The organism is Moellerella wisconsensis (genome assembly GCF_022592395.1).
Classification (GTDB): Bacteria; Pseudomonadota; Gammaproteobacteria; order Enterobacterales; family Enterobacteriaceae; genus Moellerella; species Moellerella wisconsensis.
In genome coordinates, this window is the sequence record NZ_CP093242.1 from 1,117,995 (window position 1) to 1,135,601 (window position 17,607).

Annotated in this window: 13 protein-coding genes; 12 read left to right on the forward strand and 1 reads right to left on the reverse strand. The window is 35.8% G+C overall.

The annotated features are described in order from the left end of the window. Window positions 1-112: 112 nt before the first annotated feature. On the reverse strand, window positions 113-883 hold the full coding sequence (locus MNY66_RS04950) for an alpha/beta fold hydrolase (RefSeq protein WP_047256783.1): 771 nt from the start codon (window positions 881-883) through the stop codon (window positions 113-115). A 342-nt stretch (window positions 884-1,225) separates the two neighbouring features. Between MNY66_RS04950 and seqA the strand changes: the two genes are divergently transcribed. From seqA to MNY66_RS05010, 12 genes are all read left to right on the forward strand, one after another. Continuing rightward, window positions 1,226-1,768 (forward strand): replication initiation negative regulator SeqA, encoded by a 543-nt coding sequence (gene seqA, locus MNY66_RS04955; RefSeq protein ID WP_241501566.1) that lies wholly within the window; start codon window positions 1,226-1,228, stop codon window positions 1,766-1,768. A gap of 54 nt (window positions 1,769-1,822) precedes the next feature. Further along, the gene (gene pgm, locus MNY66_RS04960) at window positions 1,823-3,460 is read left to right on the forward strand and encodes a phosphoglucomutase (alpha-D-glucose-1,6-bisphosphate-dependent) (RefSeq protein WP_241501567.1); all 1,638 of its coding nucleotides are present in this window, start codon (window positions 1,823-1,825) and stop codon (window positions 3,458-3,460) included. Window positions 3,461-3,956: 496 nt separating this feature from the next. Then, window positions 3,957-4,493, forward strand: a complete 537-nt coding sequence (locus tag MNY66_RS04965) for a fimbrial protein (protein WP_053908849.1) — start codon at window positions 3,957-3,959, stop codon at window positions 4,491-4,493. Between the two features lie 18 nt (window positions 4,494-4,511). Continuing rightward, window positions 4,512-7,010: a fimbria/pilus outer membrane usher protein gene (locus MNY66_RS04970; protein WP_241501568.1), complete on the forward strand. Its 2,499-nt coding sequence runs from the start codon at window positions 4,512-4,514 to the stop codon at window positions 7,008-7,010. Between the two features lie 7 nt (window positions 7,011-7,017). Further along, window positions 7,018-7,731 carry a fimbrial biogenesis chaperone gene (locus MNY66_RS04975; RefSeq protein WP_241501569.1) on the forward strand — a complete coding sequence of 238 codons (714 nt, stop codon included), beginning with the start codon at window positions 7,018-7,020 and terminating at the stop codon, window positions 7,729-7,731. Between the two features lie 4 nt (window positions 7,732-7,735). After that, window positions 7,736-8,743 carry a fimbrial protein gene (locus tag MNY66_RS04980; RefSeq protein ID WP_047255495.1) on the forward strand — a complete coding sequence of 336 codons (1,008 nt, stop codon included), beginning with the start codon at window positions 7,736-7,738 and terminating at the stop codon, window positions 8,741-8,743. 217 nt (window positions 8,744-8,960) lie between these two features. Then, on the forward strand, window positions 8,961-10,049 hold the full coding sequence (serC, locus tag MNY66_RS04985; RefSeq protein ID WP_047255494.1) for a 3-phosphoserine/phosphohydroxythreonine transaminase: 1,089 nt from the start codon (window positions 8,961-8,963) through the stop codon (window positions 10,047-10,049). Between the two features lie 341 nt (window positions 10,050-10,390). Further along, entirely contained in the window at window positions 10,391-11,668 is a 1,278-nt protein-coding gene (gene aroA / locus MNY66_RS04990) for a 3-phosphoshikimate 1-carboxyvinyltransferase (protein WP_047255493.1), read from the forward strand. A gap of 261 nt (window positions 11,669-11,929) precedes the next feature. Continuing rightward, window positions 11,930-12,616: a (d)CMP kinase gene (gene cmk / locus MNY66_RS04995; protein ID WP_047255492.1), complete on the forward strand. Its 687-nt coding sequence runs from the start codon at window positions 11,930-11,932 to the stop codon at window positions 12,614-12,616. A gap of 174 nt (window positions 12,617-12,790) precedes the next feature. Next, window positions 12,791-14,467 (forward strand): 30S ribosomal protein S1, encoded by a 1,677-nt coding sequence (rpsA, locus tag MNY66_RS05000; RefSeq protein ID WP_047255491.1) that lies wholly within the window; start codon window positions 12,791-12,793, stop codon window positions 14,465-14,467. Window positions 14,468-14,528: 61 nt separating this feature from the next. Further along, window positions 14,529-14,828, forward strand: a complete 300-nt coding sequence (gene ihfB / locus MNY66_RS05005; RefSeq protein WP_047255490.1) for an integration host factor subunit beta — start codon at window positions 14,529-14,531, stop codon at window positions 14,826-14,828. Between the two features lie 452 nt (window positions 14,829-15,280). Continuing rightward, window positions 15,281-17,602, forward strand: a complete 2,322-nt coding sequence (locus tag MNY66_RS05010) for a DNA internalization-related competence protein ComEC/Rec2 (protein WP_339389451.1) — start codon at window positions 15,281-15,283, stop codon at window positions 17,600-17,602. The last annotated feature ends 5 nt before the right edge of the window (window positions 17,603-17,607 follow it).

Below are 17,607 nucleotides of genomic sequence, written 5' to 3' on the forward strand. Positions count from 1 at the left end.
ATTTATATTTATGAAGTTTTATTTATGTAATTAGTCATATAAAATAATAGACAAATATCATCATATATTTGTCTATTGTTAGTTTTTATCAGAGAAAAATTTTATAGACTAATTAAGCGGCTAAAAAACGGTGGATCGCGCGTAAAACGGTCTCAGGTTTTTCAGCATGTACCCAGTGATCGGCTCCAGCAACAACCCAAGCCGATGCATTAGGAAATTGTTCGGCAATAATATCGCGATATTCTGGTTTAACATAAGACGAATTTCCCCCGGGAATAAATAAAATTTTGCCTGACCAAGAGGGTAATTGCTGCCAACCAATAATATTGTCGTATTGTTGAATTAACACGGGAAGATTGAATTTCCATTCACCCTGACGAAACGATTTTAATAAGAATTGAATAACGCCTTCTTCGGATAAATATTCGCGCATGATGACGGCCGCAGTTTGCCTACTGGTGGCATGATTATCTAGTACTGCTTGCAGAGCAGAAAATATATGCTGATGGCGATGCTGCTGATATGCCACAGGAGCCATATCGATAACGACAATATTTTCAATCAGTTCAGGCTTAATTGCGCTAGCCGCCATGGCAATTTTTCCCCCCATGGAATGGCCAATAAGTATAACTTTTGAATAGCCCAATCCAGTGACTAAATCGATAATATCTTGAGCCATTTCAGCATAATTCATGCTTTCTGAGCGAAATGAATCGCCATGATTACGGACATCAACCTGCAAAGTGATATAGTGATTTTTAAGATCCCGCGCTAGTACGCCAAGATTATTAAGATCACCAAACAGTCCATGGATTAGAATAATTGGTGTCGAGGAGGCAGGGGAAGTAGGCTGATGAATAATATAATTTAATAATGTCTTCATAAATGAGTGCTTCAATCAATTAATGAAATATGGGATATCATGACATGGGCAAGCTCAGAAACCAAATAGCTGCTTGTTGTATAATGTCTTATTGCGGTGGATTATTTGCAATCTAATCTGCCAGTTAGCATGATAGCGCAATTTAATATGCGCTATAGAATCAATAGATTCTGGCTAAAATATCAATAATTTATAACGGATTGTTTTTTTAATACTCAAAAAATTCATGGGTACTATTGATCTAAATCACTTTAAGTTATTGAAATTTTAATTGTTTTGTTTTATTTAAAACTATCCTATAATTCGTAAGAAAATTTTAGTCAAATACAGTACTGGAACGAAATGAAAATTATTGAGGTTGATGAAGAGCTTTACCGCTATATTGCCAGTCATACACAACATATCGGTGAAAGTGCATCGGATATTTTACGTCGTATGCTAGATTTTAAATCCGGGCAGCCGGTTAAAGCACTGGCTCCTGAGACTGAATCAGTAGTTTTGGCTGCACCAGTGATCTCTACGTCGGCTGAGTCGTTAAATCCCGTTCGAGTGATCCGTGAATTATTACTTTCAGACGCTTATGCAGAAAAAAATAAAGCAATAGATCGCTTTATGCTAATTTTATCGACGTTATATCGCTTAGATGCTGCCAGCTTTGCTGCTGCAACCGAATCGATGCATGGTCGTACACGAATTTATTTTGCTGGTGATGAGCAGACATTATTGTCAGCGGGTAAGCAGTCTAAACCGCGCCATATTCCTGGAACCCCCTATTGGGTGATTACCAATACTAATACGGGTCGTAAGCGTAATATGGTGGAGCTGATCATGCAAGAAATGCGGTTTCCAACTAATGTAATCGAAAAAGTCTGTAGTACTATCTAACCGGCTTATGCAGCTCTGTATTTGACAGTAGCTGTCATTCTCAGGAGAGAACCAGTGACAATACATGAACGTGCGGGCCAGCGTCCGCATCAGAGCGATTTGATCAATGTTGCTCAATTAACTGCTCAATATTATGCTTTACAGCCCGATGCTAATAATCCTGCGCATAGCGTAAAATTTGGTACTTCTGGGCACCGTGGTAGCGCCGAACGTAAAAGCTTTAATCAAAATCATATTTTGGCGATTGCCCAAGCTATTGCAGAAGTGCGTCAGCAGCAAGGTAATACTGGCCCATGTTATATCGGTAAAGATACTCATGCATTGTCAGAAGCTGCGTTTATTTCTGTCGTTGAAGTTTTAGCTGCGAATCAAGTTGCTGTTATTATTCAAGAAAATAATGGCTTCACACCAACACCATCAATTTCACATGCTATTTTAACTCACAATCGTTCTCATAATGAGCAGGCCGACGGTATTGTTATTACCCCTTCTCATAATCCTCCAGAGGATGGTGGGATTAAATATAACCCATCCAATGGCGGGCCTGCCGATGCGGATTTAACCCAAGTGATTGAACAACGTGCTAATGAATTATTAGCGAATAACTTGCTTGGTGTTAATCGTATTAGTTATGAGCAAGCGTTAGAGAGTGGTTATGTGAGCGCACACGATCTGATTACACCATATATTGCTGCTTTAGCTGAAGTAGTTGATATGAAAGCTATCCAGAAAGCGGGATTAAAAATAGGTGTCGATCCATTAGGTGGTTCGGGTATTGAATACTGGAAACGTATTGCTGAATATTATCAGTTAGATATTGAATTAGTAAATGAACAGCTTGATCAAACATTTCGTTTTATGCCACTCGATCATGATGGTGTGATCCGTATGGACTGCTCTTCGCCTTGGGCAATGGCTGGTCTATTAGAAATGAAAGAAAAATTTGATTTAGCATTTGCCAATGATCCTGATTATGACCGTCACGGAATTGTTACTCCTGCGGGCCTGATGAACCCTAATCATTATTTAGCGGTTGCGATTGATTATTTATTCCGCCATCGTCCACAGTGGAATGAGAAAGTCGCTGTCGGTAAAACGTTAGTTTCCAGTGCTATGATTGATCGCGTCGTAAATGATTTGGGGCGTGATTTAGTTGAAGTTCCTGTCGGTTTTAAATGGTTTGTTGATGGCTTATTCACCGGTTCGCTTGGTTTTGGCGGTGAAGAAAGCGCTGGAGCATCTTTCTTAAAATTTGATGGTACACCGTGGTCAACGGATAAAGACGGCATTATCTTATGCTTACTTGCGGCGGAAATCACAGCAGTGACAGGGGAAGATCCTCAACAGCGTTATAATAAATTAGCCGAAAAATTTGGCGCACCATGCTATAGCCGTATTCAAGCTAAGGCATCGCATCCGCAAAAAGCTCGTCTTAGTAAACTGTCTCCTGAAATGGTTGCTGCTGACACCTTAGCGGGTGATAAAATTACTCAACGATTAACTAAAGCTTCAGGTAATGGGGCAGCGATTGGTGGATTAAAAATCATGACAGATTTTGGTTGGTTTGCTGCTCGTCCATCTGGAACAGAAGAAGCCTATAAAATTTATTGCGAAAGTTTTCGTGGGCCAGAGCATTTAAAACAAATTGAAAGCGAAGCTATTGATATTGTTAATAGTGTTATTGCTGATTAATTATTTTCACGGTCAACTCATAGGTAGGCGAAAGCCTACCTATTGCATATTTTAAAAACTGAAGTCTGCATTAAAACATCCACCTTTATTAAATAAATTTAGCTTTTATTGTAAGATATAATTAATCAATTTATTTCTTTAATTGAAATTTATATTTATTTAAAATATCTATTGTTATTTCTAAATCATATTAAATTAAAAGCATTTAATGTATTAATCATATTTTTATTGGTATGGATTAAATATGTACATATGTTTTAATTTATATATATAAACTAATGAATTAATAATGTTATCTAAATAATTAATAGAAATTAGATTAAAAGTTGATTTATTTTATCTTTTCAATAAAAATTAAAATAAACATTGAAAGCATGCTAATTATTATCTAGGATAATAATCGCTATCAGGGAGTCTTCATTAATTACGATTAATTGATAGAACGATAGCCATAAATAATATTAAATATACATGTAGTAAATACAAGGATGTAATAATGAATAAGTCAAAAGTGATCTTAACGGCAGTCATCGCATCGATAATATCTGTTTCAGCCATGGCCAATCAGCTGACAGGAACAGTAAATTTTACTGGAACCTTAATTGCTGCGCCATGTAATATTACCGCAGGAACAAAAGATATCCAGATTGATTTTGGTGATATATCTATGGGACATGAGAGTATGGACCAGATTAAATCAGCAAAAATCAGTTTAGAAAATTGTAATTTTGCGGATTATTCAAAATTACCAAAGCAAGTATCGCGTGCTGTCGTAGAATTTAAGGGAACTTCTGACCAAGATAAACCCGAATTGTTAGCGGTAAGAGGTGCTGCTTCAGGTATTGGTATTAGATTATTAGATAGTTTAAAAAATGATTTAGATATTCGTACGGGAGTGATTGCAGCAGCTGTTAATAGCGCAACAACCAATAATATTGATATTAATTTTAATACTAAAATTGAATTAACGGGTAAAGAATTAACTTATGGTAACTTTACCTCTACAGCCACTTATGAAATAGCCTACAAGTAACACTCTAGGTGGCAAATATTGCCACCTTTTTTATTTCTTGCTTATTCTGAAATTATGAAAAAAATAAAAAACTATTTGCTGTTTTTTCCGAGTCTATTTATATCAATTAATAGTTATTCTCTTGAGTTTAATATTGAGCATTTGAATTTGAAAGAAAAAAATAATATTGACTTAAGTTTGTTTTCTAATAAGGAATATAATCAACCAGGTGATTATTATTTAACAGTGAAAATTAATGGGGATATTATAAATAAAAAAGAATTTATTAAATATAAAGAGAAATCAAATGGAAACACTTATCCATGTATTACTGAAGAATTAATTAATAAACTTAGGTTGAAAGATGATATTATTACATCACTACTAAAGATGAAAATCAAGCATTGCTATGATTTATCGATGCACCATGAAATAAAAATAAATTTTGATAAATTATTACATCAATTAGATATTACAGTTCCTCAAGCATGGTTAATTAATCAAGAAAAAAATTGGATTAATTATCATCAGTGGGATAATGGAATACCAGGCATCATGATTGATTATGATTGGCATTTTAATTATCTAGATACTAAATCAGCTAATGAACAGTATAAATTAAGTAATTTTGGTACATTAGGGGCTAATTTTTCTGCTTGGCGTCTGCGTGGAGATTATCAATTTTATTATTCACGGCAATATTATAAACAAGGTGAGAGTGATAGATATAATCTGCAGTTAACACAAGTATATGCTTATCGAGCTATTCCTGAGATAAGTGCCAAATTAATTCTAGGAGAGAGTCATCTTAGCAGTGAATTATTAGATTCATTTCGTTTTACGGGAATGAGTATATCTAGTGATGAGAGAATGTTACCGCCTTCAGGACGTGGTTATGCCCCTAAAATAGAGGGAATAGCATCGACAAATTCAATCATTACAATTGAAAAAAATAATATTATTATTCAACGTATTCAAGTGCCTGCGGGACCCTTTAGTCTTGATAGCCTGCCGGCGAATATTAACGGCAACATTAAAGTAATTATTGAAGCTGAAAATGGTAGCAAAGATGTTCGTGATATTTATATCTCTGGGGTAACTACTATGCTGAGGCCCGGGCAATGGCGCTATTCGTTATCTTCAGGAAAAACAAATTTATTTAATAAAACCTCCGAAAGAAATATTTATTTTTTAAACGGAGAAATATTTTTTGGCTTAAATAATAGAACAACCTTATATTCCGGGATTTTGTCTTCGATTAGTATCCAAAAATATGAGCATTTAACCTTAGGTATTAATCAAAGCTTAGATAGATTAGGTGGATTAAGCTTTGATGTGACAAATTTACAACATCAATTAAACGATGAAAAAAAATATAGTGGCAATCGCTATCGAGTTGGATATTTAAATCATTTAGATGTGACAAAAACAGATATTATTTTTAATGCTCAAATTTTTAGTGATCAAGATTATATCAATATGCATCAATATTTACAGGAGAGAACTAAAAATGGCGATAAAGAAAAACGAGTTTATTCAGCATCTGTTCGCCAATATCTAGAGTTTTTATCTTTATCAATGGCATTAACAGCATCACGTACTCAGTATTGGCAAAAAGATGAACAGCAGCGATATTCATTGAGCCTTAATAAAAGTTTTATATTAGGAAAAATAAAAAACATTTCAACTACGCTTAATTTTAATCATACCGAAGGGACAAAAAATAATCAGCAGCAACTATTTTTATCACTTTCATTACCATTAAGACAGCAAGAAAGAGTGAGTTATAACCAATATTATGATTTAACGAAAAATACACATACCAATAGTATTAATTACAGTAAAAATATAAATAATCATAGTAACTTTGGATTATCAATAAATAATACCAAGATTACCAAGAGAACATTAGAGCCATCAGTCAGTGGATATATCAATTATAACTCAGCTTATGGTGATATTTATACTAGCCTTTCAGAGAAACCAGAACAATATCGTTCATTTACAGCTAGCCTGAAAGGGGGATTAACTATAACTGGTCATGGTCTAGCATTACATCGTTATTCAGCCGGTCATTACCCACGATTGATGATAGATGCTAATGGTATACAGGGAATATCTGTCAATAACAATCAAACAGTAACTAATAAAAAAGGTTTTGGAGTAATAACATCAGCAAATAATTTCATGCCTTCTCAATTCAAAGTGGATATTAATAAACTTCCCAAGAATACTAATGTTAACGAAAGTATATTTTCAAAAACATTAACTGAGGGGGCTATTGGTTATTATAAATTAGATTCAGTAAGTGGCGAAAATATATTTTCTATGATTAAATTTATTTCTAATAAATCACCTCCATTAGGTAGTTTAGTTCTTGATGCTATCACTGGGCGTGAAGTAGGTATGATCGGAGATGAAGGAATGGTTTATTTAACAGGAATAAATAAAAACAAAAGATATATTATTAATTTAAACAAAAAGTCATGCCAATTGAAATTCACAGAAGATAACTCCTCTATAGTTTATTGCCAATGAGATTTTTATGATAATAAGAACTGTTATTTTATTTTTATTTTCTAGTATAGTCAGTTATTGCTATGCATCAATTAATGTCGATCGAACTCGGATTGTTTTTGAACAGAAGACAGATGCTATAAGCATGACATTAAGTAATAATGCTGAACATCCATATTTGGCTCAGGCTTGGATTGAAAATGAAAAAGGAGAAAAATCATCAGAATACTTTGTAGTTATTCCGCCTATTCAAAGAATTGAAGCTAATAGTAAAAATCAAATTAAAATACTAAAGTCAGTTAGTCATAAATTACTTTCAGAAGATCAAGAATCTTTATTTTATTTAAAAATAAAGGAAATCCCCCCTAAACCTATAGAAGGTAATATTATTCAAATTGCATTACAGAGCCAATTGAAAATTTTTTATCGACCGACAAACATCTTAACTCAACAAGAACAGTCATGGTTAAAAGAAATAACTGTTATTTATGCGAATAAAACACTTACACTGATTAACCCTACTGCGTACTATATTAATATTGCTGATGTTATAGATAAAAATGGAGAGATTATTATCGATGTTGGCTATAACATGCTCGCACCATTCTCTAGTAAGGAATTTATTCTTTCATCTCAATTAAGTGATAAATTTCAAATTGGCTATATTGATGATTATGGTGCACTAAGGTTATTTACTTATTTATATGAAAATAAAAGATACTCCTTACAAAATGAAGGCTAAGTAAATGAAACTTACAATGTATTTATGCCATATGAATAAGATAAAGAAAATATTATTTATATTTTTATTATTATTTTCTTCTTTCTCTCAGGCATTAACTTGCACCAGTCAAGAAGGGCAAAATATTTTAAAGCGTGATGTATTTACTAGTTTTTTTTATCCAGATACTTTAATTGGCAGAGATCTCTTTCGTTCAGATAAAGTTAATATCAGCATCATATGTACCAATAATTCAACTGTGCCTAAAAATGTTTACATAAGATATGATAAAAATATTATTGATAACTATAATCCTAATGTAGATAAAGTCGATTTTATATTACAGATGAAAAATCAACAATATATAGCAGGTATGGATAGTTTGATTCCTCAAGCATCTATTTTACCCGGAGAAACACACACTATTGATTTAAACTATCTCTATATCATGCGTATGACAAATTTCCCTCACCAAATACTGAGTAACCATCCATCGATGGTGGAAATTAAATTATCTATTGGTGAATTAGATGATATTAGTGCGGGAGTAACGGAAAAAATAGTCGTTATTCGTAATATGAAATTGATTAGTTTTCCACATTGTGAACTTGGTTTAAGTATGAGGATATTACCGGCAAACATTGATTTTGGAGTGATTACTTTTAGTGGAGATCACCCGATTGAAAAAATAAAAAACTTTTCGCTGGAATTTACTCGCGATATTACATCGGGTTGTTCACTGAACCAGTTGCCAGATTATAATGTTGATATCTATTTTTCTACGCCGAATAGGTTGGATTATGATAATGCGTTTAGCCTTGATAACGGTTTAAGTATCGCATTAACACCGATGGATGGTTATGCTCAATCGGTTAAATTTAATCAACCGCATAAAGTTCATCGAATTATTATGAATAGAAACGGAAAATATAAGAGTTTCGCTTCATTTAGTGCTCGACTATATAATAATAATGCGGTTATTCGACCGGGGGCTTTTTCTGCACCAGTTACAATTAATGTTTATTATCATTAAGTTTATCAGTATTAATCTAAATCTTTGACGATAGGCTTACGATGATAGTTTAGAGAGCATGCTTCGAATACATCTCGGGAACATAACAGTGGGAAATTAGTAAGAAAAGAAACTTTAATCTGAGCCGATATAACCATTGCAGCAAATTGCGCCTGATGATACAACTTTAATGACATGAGTTAAATTTAACGAACATTGTGAAGATAGGGTGAGGTCAATGAGTCAGGTATTTAATTTCAGTGCAGGTCCCGCCATGCTACCGATAGAGGTTATGCGTCGTGCAGAACAAGAACTTTGTAACTGGAATAGTTTAGGTGTTTCAGTCATGGAAATTAGTCATCGTAGTAAAGAATTTATTGCGGTGGCAGAAACAGCAGAACAAGATTTGCGCCATCTTTTAGCTATACCCGATAACTATAAAGTATTGTTTTGTCATGGAGGTGCGCGTGGGCATTTTTCAGCGTTACCTCTAAATTTATTGGGAGATAAAACCACTGCGGATTATATTGTTGGTGGATATTGGGCAGAGTGTGCAGCAGAAGAAGCAAAAAAATATTGCACGCCGAATATTATCCAAGTTAAAACTGAGAAAGATGGCGTTGTTGGTATCAAGCCAATGAGTGAATGGCAATTAAGTGATGATGCAGCTTACGTGCATTATTGTCCAAATGAGACCATTGATGGTATCGCGATTCATGAAGAACCTAATTTCCCTGAAGATAAGATTGTAGTCGCCGATTATTCTTCATCTATCTTATCTAAACCTATCGATATTACTCGCTATGGTATGATTTATGCGGGTGCACAGAAGAATATTGGCCCGGCCGGTTTAACATTGGTGATTATTCGCGAAGACTTATTAGGCAAAGCTGCTAAACAGACACCGTCGATTCTTGATTATACTGTATTAGCTAAATATGACTCTATGTTTAATACTCCCCCAACATTTGCTTGGTATTTGTCAGGCATGGTATTTAAATGGCTAAAAGAGCAGGGGGGAATGCAAGAAATGGCGCAACGTAATTTTGAGAAATCAGAATTATTATATCGTGCTATTGATAATAGCGATTTCTATATTAACCGTGTTACTGGCGAAAATCGTTCTTGGATGAATATTCCTTTCCAAATGACTGATCCATCATTGGATGCTAAATTTTTGGAAGAAGCTAAAGCACTTGGTTTATTATCCTTAAAAGGCCACCGTGTTTCTGGTGGGATGCGCGCCTCGATTTATAATGCTATGCCATTAGCTGGCGTACAAGCATTGGTTGATTTTATGGCAGATTTCGAGCGCCGTAATAGTTAAATCGTTATTATATAGCGTATTAATGTTACGCTTTTGATAAATTACTATTAGCCAGAAACATCTCTGGCTAATTTTTACTTTTTATTTTTCGGCTATTAATTATTAATTTTAAAACAATAAATAACTATTTTTTAAATATAATCCGAGTTGGTTCCAAAATAGCTAGTTCTAAAATAGTTGGCTCCAAATATTGAGTCATTCGAGCTTATTTACAGAAAATTAACTCACTGATGTATTGTTTGTAATAGCTATAATTTATTGGGCTTATTACACCGAGTATTAGGATTATTGAGATCTAAAAAATTAGGTATATAAATAACAATTTGGAGAGACTGCTTTTTATGCAATCGCTGACACTACAACCCATTACTTATATTAATGGCTGCGTTAACTTACCCGGCTCTAAAAGTGTTTCTAACCGTGCGTTATTATTAGCGGCGATGGCACAGGGTACTACGCATCTAACTAACTTATTAGATAGTGATGATATTCGCCATATGCTGAATGCATTAACTCAATTAGGCGTTAGTTATCAACTCTCTGAAGATAGAACGCGCTGTACCGTTGAGGGTATTGGACATGCTTTAGTGGCTGAAAATATGCTTGAAATCTTTTTGGGCAACGCTGGCACTGCAATGCGCCCATTAGCTGCTGCATTATCCTTAGGAAATAACCAGATTATTTTAACCGGCGAGCCACGAATGAAAGAGCGACCTATTGGACATTTGGTTGATTCTTTACGCGAAGGTGGTGCTAAGATTAATTATCTTGAGCAGGAAGGTTATCCCCCATTACAAATTTCTGGAGGATTTACTGGCGGTAATATCCAAGTTGATGGTTCAGTATCCAGTCAGTTTTTAACCGCGTTATTAATGGCTGCGCCATTGGCGAACAACGATAGCAAAATTACGATCAATGGCGATTTAGTTTCTAAGCCTTATATTGATATTACATTGGCCCTGATGAAAACATTTGGAGTGAATGTTAAAAATCAAAATTATCAATCTTTTGAAATTAGAGGCCAGCAGCAATATCAATCACCAGGCGAATATTTAGTTGAAGGCGATGCATCTTCTGCCTCCTATTTTCTGGCAGCTGCAGCGATTAAGGGCGGAACTGTTCGTGTTACAGGTATCGGTAAAAATAGCTTACAAGGCGACACTAAATTTGCCAATGTGTTAGAAAAAATGGGCGCAATTATTCGTTGGGGCGAGGATTATATCGAATGTGAGCGCGGTAAATTGGTAGGTATTGATATGGATATGAATACTATTCCTGATGCAGCGATGACTATTGGTACGGTTGCACTGTTTGCTCAAGGCGAAACTATTATTCGGAATATTTATAACTGGCGAGTAAAAGAGACGGATCGTTTATATGCAATGGCGACAGAATTGCGTAAAGTCGGGGCCGAGGTAGAAGAAGGGCATGATTATATTCGTATAACTCCACCATTAAAGCTGCGGCATGCAGAGATAGAAACTTATAACGATCACCGAATTGCAATGTGTTTTTCATTAGTTGCACTATCAGATACGCCGGTAACTATCTTAGATCCAGGTTGTACAGCTAAAACGTTTCCGACTTATTTCCAACAACTGGAAAAATTAACGCATTAATGAAGTCAGTCAAGTGGTATGATTAACAGATAAATTCCGGTTTTTCGTTATCGATATATTGTTGATATAACTATAAGCCGGTTTTTTATTTTATAGCTAATAAATAGCGCTAACTTACAGTTAGTTAAATAGAAAATATTAAATTTTTTTGTCTCATTAAAACCTCTAGGTTTCACAAAATCTTGCAGTGAGTATAATACGGGGCACAGTATTGTTCGACGGAGAATAGATAAACTATTCTGCGTACAAAAGGAGACCCCTATGGCGGCGATAGCCCCTGTAATTACTGTAGATGGGCCAAGTGGAGCGGGTAAAGGGACACTTTGTCAGGCGCTGGCAAAAGAACTGGAGTGGCAACTTTTAGATTCCGGTGCAATTTATCGCGTTTTAGCGTTAGCTGCCCTCCATCATCATGTTGATATCCAGTCCGAGGATGCTTTAGTTCCATTAGCGGCAAATTTAGATGTACGTTTTGTGCCTGAAGGTGACCAACTGAAAGTTATCCTCGAAGGGGAGGATGTCAGTAACCAAATTAGAACCGAAACAGTCGGTAATACCGCGTCACAAGCCGCGACTTTTCCGCGAGTTAGAGAAGCTTTATTACGTCGTCAACGGGCTTTTCGTATTCTACCGGGATTGATTGCAGATGGTCGAGATATGGGCACAGTAGTTTTTCCTGATGCACCCGTAAAAATATTTTTGGATGCTTCAGCAGAAGAACGTGCTCATCGCCGGATGAGACAGTTGCAGGATAAAGGGTTTAATGTTAACTTTGAGCGTCTTTTAGTCGAAATTCAGGAACGTGATTACCGTGATAGGAATCGTGCTGTCGCGCCGTTAGTGGCGGCTAAAGATGCACTCATTCTGGATTCGACCAGTATGTCAATTGATGAAGTTATCGAAAAAACGCTGACATACGCAAAAAAAATTCTTAATTTATCTAAGTAATTGGCTTTGTTTTAGCTTATAATTAGATAATATACAACTCTATTAGTGCGTTCTCGAAATAGGAACCCGCTATAAATAACCCTTTGACAAGGAATGTTGCAGGGTATGTGAAACAACCCCATCTGGCAGGATGCTAAATGGACGTTAAAATATAAACTCTTGAAGATCATTAATATGACAGAATCTTTTGCTCAACTCTTTGAAGAATCCCTGCAGAATATTGAAACCCGTCCGGGTTCTATCGTACGCGGCACCGTTGTTGCTATCGATAAAGACGTTGTTCTGGTTGACGCAGGTCTGAAGTCTGAATCTGCAATTCCAGTAGAACAATTCAAAAATGCTCAGGGTGAGCTAGAAATCCAGGTTGGTGATGAGATTGACGTTGCTCTGGATGCAGTCGAAGACGGTTTCGGTGAAACTGTTCTGTCTCGTGAGAAAGCTAAACGCCATGAAGCATGGTTAATGCTGGAAAAAGCTTACGAAGAAGCAGAAACTGTAACTGGTGTTATCAACGGTAAAGTTAAAGGCGGTTTCACCGTAGAACTTAACGGTATCCGTGCGTTCTTACCTGGTTCTCTGGTTGATGTTCGTCCAGTGCGTGATACTACTCACCTGGAAGGCAAAGAGCTAGAGTTCAAAGTTATCAAGCTTGATCAGAAACGCAACAACGTCGTTGTTTCTCGTCGTGCTGTAATCGAGTCTGAAAACAGTGCAGAGCGCGATCAACTGCTAGAAAACCTGCAAGAAGGCATGGAAGTTAAAGGTATCGTTAAGAACCTTACTGACTACGGCGCATTCGTTGATCTTGGCGGTGTTGACGGCCTACTGCATATCACTGATATGGCTTGGAAACGTGTTAAACATCCAAGCGAAATCGTCAATGTTGGCGATGAAATCAACGTTAAAGTTCTGAAATTTGACCGTGAGCGCACTCGTGTTTCTCTGGGTCTGAAACAACTGGGCGAAGATCCTTGGGTCGCAATCGCTAAACGTTACCCAGAAAGCACTCGTCTGACTGGTCGCGTTACTAACCTGACTGATTACGGCTGCTTCGTAGAAATCGAAGAAGGCGTTGAAGGTCTGGTTCACGTTTCAGAAATGGATTGGACTAACAAAAACATTCACCCATCTAAAGTTGTTAATGTTGGTGATGTTGTTGAAGTTATGGTTCTGGATATCGACGAAGAACGTCGTCGTATCTCACTGGGCCTGAAACAGTGCAAATCTAACCCATGGCAGCAGTTTGCAGAAACTCACAACAAAAACGATCGCGTTGAAGGTAAAATCAAGTCTATCACTGACTTTGGTATCTTCATCGGTCTGGAAGGCGGAATCGATGGCCTGGTTCACCTGTCAGACATTTCTTGGAACGTTACTGGCGAAGAAGCTGTACGTGAATACAAGAAAGGCGACGAAATCGCTGCAGTAGTACTGCAAGTCGATGCAGAACGTGAGCGTATCTCTCTGGGCGTTAAACAATTAGCTGAAGATCCATTCAATAACTACCTGGCTGTTAACAAGAAAGGTGCTATTGTAAACGGTAAAGTAACTGCTGTTGATGCTAAAGGTGCAACTATTGAGTTGGCTGACGGTGTTGAAGGTTACTTACGTGCTTCTGAAGCAACTCGTGACCGCATTGAAGATGCAACCCAAGTTCTGAACGTTGGTGATGCAGTTGAAGCTAAATACACTGGTGTTGATCGCAAAAACCGCGTAATCAACCTGTCTGTTCGCGCAAAAGACGAAGCTGATGAAAAAGATGCTATCGCTACTGTGAACAACAAACAGGAAGATACTAACTTTGCAAACAACGCTATGGCTGAAGCTTTCAAAGCAGCTAAAGGCGAGTAATTAAGTGATATTAGGGTAGTCGATGATTACCCTTGTTATAACGGTAGTTTAGGGAGGTACTATGACCAAGTCGGAATTAATCGAAAGACTTGCTAGCCATCAATCTCATCTTTCAGCTAAAACCGTCGAGGATGCTGTAAAGGAAATGCTTGAGCACATGGCAGATACATTGGCTAGTGGAGAGCGTATTGAAGTTCGTGGATTCGGCAGTTTTTCTCTTCACTACCGTGCTCCACGTGTTGGTCGTAATCCAAAGACGGGTGATAAAGTTGAGCTGGAAGGTAAATACGTTCCACACTTTAAGCCTGGCAAAGAATTACGTGACCGTGTGAATGAGTGCTTTCAAGAATCAAATAGCTAGCACGCATTATGGCTTAATTATGTAAATTAAAACGACACTTTGATTTTTATTAATCGGTGTCGTTTATTTTTTCTTTTTTCTGGCATTATTCATCCCTTCTATTTTCTGTTTAGCAGTAATTTTTATTATTTTATTATTTCATTAGTGTATTTAGCCTTAGTTCCATTATTAATTGCTCTATCAGTTATTATTTATTATCTTCTTAGTTATGATTTCATTTTGTATAGTGATATTGTTGATAGTATAAATAATCAATTCATTTTATATATTATTGTGTGTTTTTTATTTAGATTAAATTAATTGTGAACCACTTTGCAAAAATAAAAATCATTTTTGTTTGTTACATTTAATATTATAATCCATAATCTAAAAATAACTTTTATTCTGTCTGTTCCCCCCAAAACTATCGTATTATCAATACCTAAGGTAAAAATTAAACAGCAAGGATGCTGATGGCGATAATTAATAACGTATTATTACTAGTGAAATCAAAAAGTGAGTTAAATATAAATTATGCATCAGTAGCATTATTTATTGGATTATTGCCATTGTTGTATTTAAATAATATCCCTAACATTACTACTTATATTTTCATTATATTATTGTTGATTGCAATATTACTATTTTATACGGTAAATAAATACGTTAAATTTTTTATATTTATTGCTATGTCTCTGTTATGGGGGGGGTGGCATGCGAGTGAACTACTTAATTATATAAATAAGTTTAGTATGGGAATGCATAATGCTCAGGTAACGGTAATTACTGTTCCTATCGAGAATAAAAAACAGCAAAGAATAAAAGTAAGAATAGATTCTCTCGATAGTGTAGATGTATTTCCAGCACTTTATGCTTATTGGTATCCAGCAAAAAAATCAGATATTAAAATTTGTGCGGGGCAACGATGGCAATTTCAGAGTAAATTATACCCGGTACATTCTTTGTTAAATGAAGGTGGATTTGATAGCCAGCGGCATTATATTGCTCAGCGTATATTAGGTCGATTGAAAAATTCCAGTGAAAAGCTGATTGATTCCTCGTGTTCTTGGCGTCAAAAAACAATTGATTATTATTTAATACATATTAATCAGCAAGTTAATCGCGGAGTTATTTACGCGCTGATGTTCGGTGAAAGAGGATTATTAGAGCCACAACAATCACAATGGTTACAAAAAACAGGCGTGAGCCATTTAATAGCTATTTCAGGATTACACATTGGAATTGCTTATTTTGTTGGTTTTTATTTAGCTCGATTTATACAGTTTTTCTTTGCTTATAAATATATTTATTTAGGTTTTTCGGTATCTATAGGATTATTAACAGCTGTAATTTACAGCTGGCTATCAGGTTTATCTATACCGGCTATTAGGGCTATATTCGCTCTTTCATTAGCTATTTATTTACGAAAACAGCCTTTTTATTGCTTTCCGTGGCAATGGGCAATTCTTAGTATGGGGCTGATCCTATTATTTGATCCACTGGCAATTCTCTCGGATAGTTTTTGGCTTTCATGCATTGCTGTATTAGCAATTCTCTATTGGGGATCGACAATTCAGCTCAATCGTAGTATTTATGTCGATTGGCGTTTGAAATGGATTAAATTATTACATTTGCAATTTGGCTTACTTTTATTATTAATTCCAATCCAATTAATTATTTTTAACGGGTTTAATCCTGCCGGATTATTGGCTAATTTATGGTTGGTCCCATTGATCTCTTGTTTAATCATTCCGTTATTATTACTAATTTTTTTATTACCGTTTGATTATCTTCAGTCGATAGTATTTGAGTTTATTGATACGATTTTATCAATTAGCTTATCCCCATTACCTTTTTTAGCGCAGTTTTGGTTAAATGGAGGATTTATTTCTCCGTGGTTAGTGGCTATCAGTGGGTTATTACCCATTATTTATATTTTTGGTTGGTACGGTTCATACTGCAGTTTAATTATCTGCTTTCTTTGTTTAGTTATTGGTATTTACCCGCAACCCGAAGCTAAAGGATGGCGCTTAACCATGCTTGATGTCGGTCACGGATTAGCTATTATTATGCAGCAAGGTCGCCAAGCTTTAATCTATGATACAGGAAAAAGTTGGCAAGGTGGTGACGTTGCACTGAGTCATATCATTCCTTTTTTGAGCTATCATCAATTAGAACCAATTGGCATTATTTTGAGTCACGACCATCTTGATCATACGGGCGGAGTAGTATCCTTACGGCGTCATTATCCGGGAGTTTCATTACGCAGTAATTTTGGTGATGGGGGGCATTTGCCTTGCCATCGCGGAACAAAATGGCGTTGGAAAGATCTCGTATTTACTGTGGTATGGCCAGTTAATGGGAAGAAATTATCACATAATAATGATTCTTGTGTTATTCAAATTACTGATGGATATAACAAAATATTATTAACTGGTGATATTGAAAAGCGAGGAGAAAGAGAGTTAGTGGCGTTAGATAAAGTGGCTTTAACTTCAAATATTATTCAAGTTCCACATCATGGTAGCAATACCTCATCTACCGGATTATTTTTACGCAATGTCATGCCAAATTTAGCTTTAGTTTCATCGGCTCGCTATAGTCAGTGGCAAATTCCCTCTCCTAAAGTGCGAGATAGGTACCAAAAAGCGAATATAGATTGGCTGAATACATCTCAGCAAGGACAGATAACTTTATGGTTTAATAGGGAAAAAATAGTAAAATCAAGTTATCGAGTTGAAATTCAACCGCGCTGGTTTCATCAGTGGTTTGGTGAAATAGCAATTCCCGAGTAGAATAG